Annotated in this window: 5 protein-coding genes; all 5 read left to right on the top strand. The window is 60.2% G+C overall.

All coding sequences use genetic code 11. The features are described from left to right. Nucleotides 1-77 precede the first annotated feature (77 nt). Nucleotides 78-1,424 carry a hypothetical protein gene (locus ACRBB0_RS23030; RefSeq protein WP_431376823.1) on the top strand — a complete coding sequence of 449 codons (1,347 nt, stop codon included), beginning with the start codon at nucleotides 78-80 and terminating at the stop codon, nucleotides 1,422-1,424. After that, a complete protein-coding gene (locus ACRBB0_RS23025; protein ID WP_431376822.1) occupies nucleotides 1,411-2,526 on the top strand; it encodes a trypsin-like serine peptidase in 1,116 nt (371 codons plus the stop codon). Before ACRBB0_RS23030 ends, ACRBB0_RS23025 begins: the two co-directional genes overlap by 14 nt. After that, the gene (locus ACRBB0_RS23020) at nucleotides 2,523-2,843 is read left to right on the top strand and encodes a hypothetical protein (protein ID WP_431376821.1); all 321 of its coding nucleotides are present in this window, start codon (nucleotides 2,523-2,525) and stop codon (nucleotides 2,841-2,843) included. The genes ACRBB0_RS23025 and ACRBB0_RS23020 overlap by 4 nt, the downstream gene beginning before the upstream one ends. Beyond that, nucleotides 2,843-4,507 carry a type IV secretory system conjugative DNA transfer family protein gene (locus ACRBB0_RS23015; RefSeq protein ID WP_431376820.1) on the top strand — a complete coding sequence of 555 codons (1,665 nt, stop codon included), beginning with the start codon at nucleotides 2,843-2,845 and terminating at the stop codon, nucleotides 4,505-4,507. Before ACRBB0_RS23020 ends, ACRBB0_RS23015 begins: the two co-directional genes overlap by 1 nt. A 3-nt stretch (nucleotides 4,508-4,510) precedes the next feature. Continuing rightward, a partial coding sequence (locus ACRBB0_RS23010; protein WP_431376819.1) for a hypothetical protein occupies nucleotides 4,511-4,965 on the top strand: 455 nt, incomplete at its 3' end.

Genomic DNA, 4,965 nt, shown 5'->3' with positions numbered 1-4,965 from the left:
GCTTTGGCGCTTCACCGCGCCGACCCGTTCGGCGGGAACGGCTGAGGCATGCCTGATGTCATCACGGAGGACATCTTATGACCCCTCATAATAACGATCCCGGACCGCTGTGGTCTGCGGCTTTTCTGCTGGCTTTGTGCAAGGCTTTTGATGCCAAGGCATGGCCTGCTTTGTCGGCGCTGGCGCTGATCTCGGCGGTGATTTCCGCAGCAGGGCTGCTGAGCCAGTTCGCCGATCCCGATCTTTATGACTTCCTGCTGTGCGCCCTAATGGGGGCAAGTCTTTGGATGATCGCTCGGATCTTCTGGGCTGGCACATGGCAGATTCCATATATCGAAGCAAAAAATCCGCTGCTGATCTTTGCCGTTGTCGCGACGCTCGGGTTCTCCAGCTATGCGGCGGTGTCGGTCACGGCCAATCTCAGCGCAACGGCGGGTGAGGTCAGCGAGGACCTTGCACAGCAAGGGCGCATCGACCGAATGAGCAATGCCGGACAGGGCTTTGTCTCCTATGTCGGCGAACTGAATGTCATTCGCGCTGCCTTGGAGGATCGTGCGGAACAGGCGCGTAGTCTGGAAAGCGCTGAGATTGCGGGAAACGGCCCGACAGGTGAACCCGGCGTTGGCTCGGTGTCGAACTCCTATGGGGCGGCTGCGGTCAAGTATGTTCAGGCGGCTGACCTTCTTGAGGCCATGTTGAAACAGGCCAATGGGCATGTCTCGACCCTGAATGCACATATCGCAGAGTTGCGGATCGCGCAGATCGACACAAAGATGAGTGCTGCGGAAAAACGTGCGTATCTCAAGACCCTTGAGGCGCAGGCCATTGGCGAGATGCGCGCTTTGCTGTCGCTTGATCCAGCGCGGGTGATCCGTCAGGCGGCGCAGAGCATCGCCGAAGGTGTGCCCGCACGCAGCCAGGCCAAGGCGCAGTCCCGTGCGCGGATCGCTGAGATCAGCGCCGAGATGCGCCGCTATGCGGCGCAGTTGCAGGCGGAAGCAGATCGTATCGAGTCGCAGTCGCCCGACCTGCCGGAACAGGTGACGCTGAGCATGGCGGAACGGTTGTTTGCGGCGTCAACCCGCCTGCCTGCGCTGACTATGGCCGCCTTGTTGCTCGATCTCTGCGGTTGGATTGGCGTCGGATTCCGTCTGGCCTTGTATCGTTCGCTCAAACTCAAAATCCGCGAAGAGAATGATCAGCCGCTGCCGAGTTACATCACCCTGACGGATCTGTCCCGTGTCGAAGAATTTCTGCACCTGATAGCGGAATCCAAGCGCCGGATCGAGTCCGAGACCGGAGCGCCGAAACGTGGACGCCCGCGCCTGAGCAAGCCTGCCGCCAAGCTTCCCAAGCCCAAAACCACAACCCGCAAGCGCGGATCCAAAAAACCTGCTGAGGACAAATCCGATGACAAGGCTTGATACAATTCTTGGCCTCTGGCCGCTCCCCGTCGCGGCCACGCTGTGCGGCGCGATGGTCTTCACAACAGCAATGGACAAGATCGACCTGCCGGATTGGCTGCTGGATCATTTTGCTCAAGTGCCAGAAGCCCCAACCCCAGACCTGCCGGAGGAACGTCCTCCGGCACCACAGACCAGCTTCTCCGTTCCCTATGCGCCCGCTCCGGGGCGGGATGATCGCACGCCGCTGGTCTATGTCCCGCATGTCTTTGGCTTTGAAGACCGCGACTTCACGGGCCAGTTGTCCGGCACTGCTCCGGTGTTTTGGGATCATGGCGGGCAAGCCACTGGGGCGCTGATTGCGCGTGATCTGGTGCTGAGCACAGCACATGTCTTTGTCGATACGGGCAAATGGGAAGGCCCATATGGCTTGACCAGCAATCCGCCCGCGCCCTCGGATGGGCGGATTTACCTTGAGGCCTGCGGGCAGGCCTATGCGTTCAAAGCCATCCATCCCGGCAGCATGTCCCCGCGTGCGCGTCTCGGGCTGGACTATGCCATTGTTGAACTGGCGCAACCCGCCTGCGAGGCCGCCCAAATCCTGCCCGTGGCAGAAACCCCGGATGACCTGATCGAGGCACAGGATCAGATCTTGCTGAGCATCGGGGCCTATCGCTACGCGGATCTGCCAAGTTATGCGCAGCACCCGCTCTACGCCGCCCGAACCACGTCGGACAAATTTGCACGCTATGATGTGTTCGGGGTGCGCTGCGAAGCCACGGCGCGGGAAGATACCGGCGACGTGGCGGGCGACAGCACCGCCACCATCGCCGCCACGGGCTGTGATGCTGTGCCCGGCGGATCGGGCGGGCCTCTGATCGTCTCGCGTGATGGCGGGGCCAGCTTTGCCATTGTTGGCGTCACCAACAGCTACCGCAAGGGCACGGAATACAACAACTACACCCGTATCGAAGGCGCGTTTGCCAAGCATCTGAGCGCCTTTCTGCCCCTCACAAGATTGCCAGAGGCCAGCAGCGCCACGCCGATCACCCGGCCTGCGCTGCCCAAGGGCGACTGGCATCCGATCACTTTTTCAACTGACAAACTGGAGGATATGAAATGAACTGGCTTCTCGGACTGGGCGGCGGCGGGGATGGCAAGGCCAACCCGCTGATCGCCACAAGCGGGCGATGGCTCGCCACCTTCATCGCAATCTATGCGTCGATCTTCTGGACGCCGGATCTCTGGTCCTATTTTGAACAGCCGCTCCTGCGCGCCATTCACGCCCGCTATGAGGGCGCTGGGGCAGCTTTTGTCTATTGGTTGCTCAAGATTGCCGCCTATCCGCTGATGTTCTTTGGCGTGAAATTGGGCCTCGGTGTTGGCTTTGTCAGCTTCGTTATGGGGGTGATGACGCAGCTCTTTGGCGGGCGGCGCTGATGGCCTTCCCGTTCTTTCCACGCTCTGGCAGCTCTTCGAGCTCTCGGCGTGACAACGAAGCAAACCGGTTCGGATCGAGCCGGTTTGCCACCTATCAAGACCTGCACCGCGCCGAGCTTTTTGAACAACGCCCCGAATCTTTCTTTGTTGGCTATTTTGAGGGTCGCGAGGTTTGGTTCCACGGGCCAGCAGGCCAAATCATCGTCGCCGGTGCCAGGGCGGGCAAAATGCGCGATGTGATTTGCCGGAATCTACTGTCCGGCACTTGCAAGCACACACTCATGATGCTCGATCCCAAGGGCGAAGGGGCCTATCTCTCGCAAGACCAGACAGCAGACGGGAAGTTCTGCGCCTATTGGAACCCGGTGGGCCTTCATGGCCTGCCGCAGGACCGCGTGAACCCACTGGATTATATGCGCATTGATAGCCCGACACTGGTCTCGGACACCAAAGTTTTGTGGGGCGAACTCGCTCCCTCCCGCGCTGGATCGAAAGACGATTTTTACCCGCCACGATGCCGAGAATACGGCGAGGCGCTTTCGCTGGTCATCGCCGAAATCATGGAAGTGGTCACATGGCCCGCCCTCTATGATGCGGTGAATGCGCTGATTGCGGGCGGTGACGACTGGCTCGAGCTGGCCTATCAGATGTCCCAGTCCCGCTTTCCCAAAGTCCGTCAGATCGAGGCCGAAATCGCCACGGCGCGCGCGGATTCCACAGGTGGCTTTCGTGGCATCCTGGGCGAATTGTCCAAATCCGTCGCCTGTCTCTCCGATCCGGTGCTCATGGACTCAGTCTCGCCACCTTACACCATGTCCTTGGCCGATTTGGTTGATGACAATCAGGCCCGTGAAAATCAAGCATGGCAATTCTACCTCTGCCCACCCGCCGAATACCTTCAGGCCTGGAGCCCCGTTCTCAAAACTTTCTTCGTTGGGGCAACGCTTTACAAGTCGCGCGCGCCTGCCGCACGGCGTATCACGTTTATTCTCGATGAATGCGGCCAGCTCGGCGGAGACAGCGGTGGCTTTCCGCTTGTGCCACGTCTCTTCACCTATGGCGCGGGCATTGGCATCCAGCCGATTGCCGTCTTCCAGACCGAAGATCAGATGGACAATCTGGGGCTAAACGCCAAGGCGCAGATCAAGTCCAGCGCGGCGGGCAAGCTGATGTTCGCCCTGCGCGATTGGGGCAGCGCCAAGAGCTGCGCCGATATGTGTGGCTCCCAAACGCTGGTCTATGATGACCGCCTGGCACAGGAACGGGCGACCCATGCGCGCAACACGGCGCTGCATTCGGTGATCAATGGCGGTGACCCGTTGCGCGCCGCCCTGGAAATTTCCCACCAAAGCTTTGCGACTGAGCATCAGACCAAGCAGCATCGCCAGTTGCAGACGGTGGATGAGGTGATGAATGCGCCTGTCGATATGGCCTACTTCTTCCATGAAGACGTTCCGTATCCGATCCCGCTAACTCGTCGCCCCTATTGGGAGGTGCGCGGTCTGACCTACCACCCGAACCCCTACCATCCGCCTTTGGACAGCGTGCAGGTCCAGACCTTTTGGGGCAAACGCACCCGCCGCGTCATCACCGCACCCGTGCCAGAACGCTACGCGCATTATCCGCAATACAAGGGCGGTTTTTGGTCCCAAGTTGAAAGGTAGATCATGGCCAAGACCCCCATCACCTATGCCAATGCGCACCCCGATCTGCCGGGCAGTGATTTTGTCGAACGTCTGCGCCATCTGCGCCTGCAGCGGCAGTTCGCCGCCAACAGCAATGCGCGCGATGAGGCCGCAAAACCACCTCGAGAAAAAGATCCGTCTATGGTGGCGCAAAAGCAACCGCATCCGGTTCTGAAACCTTCCCCGCAATTGGCCGCCGAGGTCGACGCACGCGCCTTTAACAGGCGTTGGGAAGCAGAACATCGCCGCGCGGCAACTCTTTCCAACCCTCCCCAACCACAGAAAGGACAGACCATGTCTGACGATCACACCAACCGCCCAGCAGAAACCCTGCGCGAAGGCGCACTCAAGGCCGCCATCTGGCGCAATGAAAGCGAAACCGGAGCCTACCACACCGTCACGGTCGCGCGCACCTACAAGGACAAGGACGGCAATCT

The sequence above is a fragment of the Pelagimonas sp. genome (genome assembly GCF_050633425.1).
GTDB lineage: Bacteria > Pseudomonadota > Alphaproteobacteria > Rhodobacterales > Rhodobacteraceae > Pelagimonas.
The sequence above is the reverse complement of the archived record's forward strand: the minus strand, read 5'-3'. Positions and strand labels throughout refer to the sequence as shown.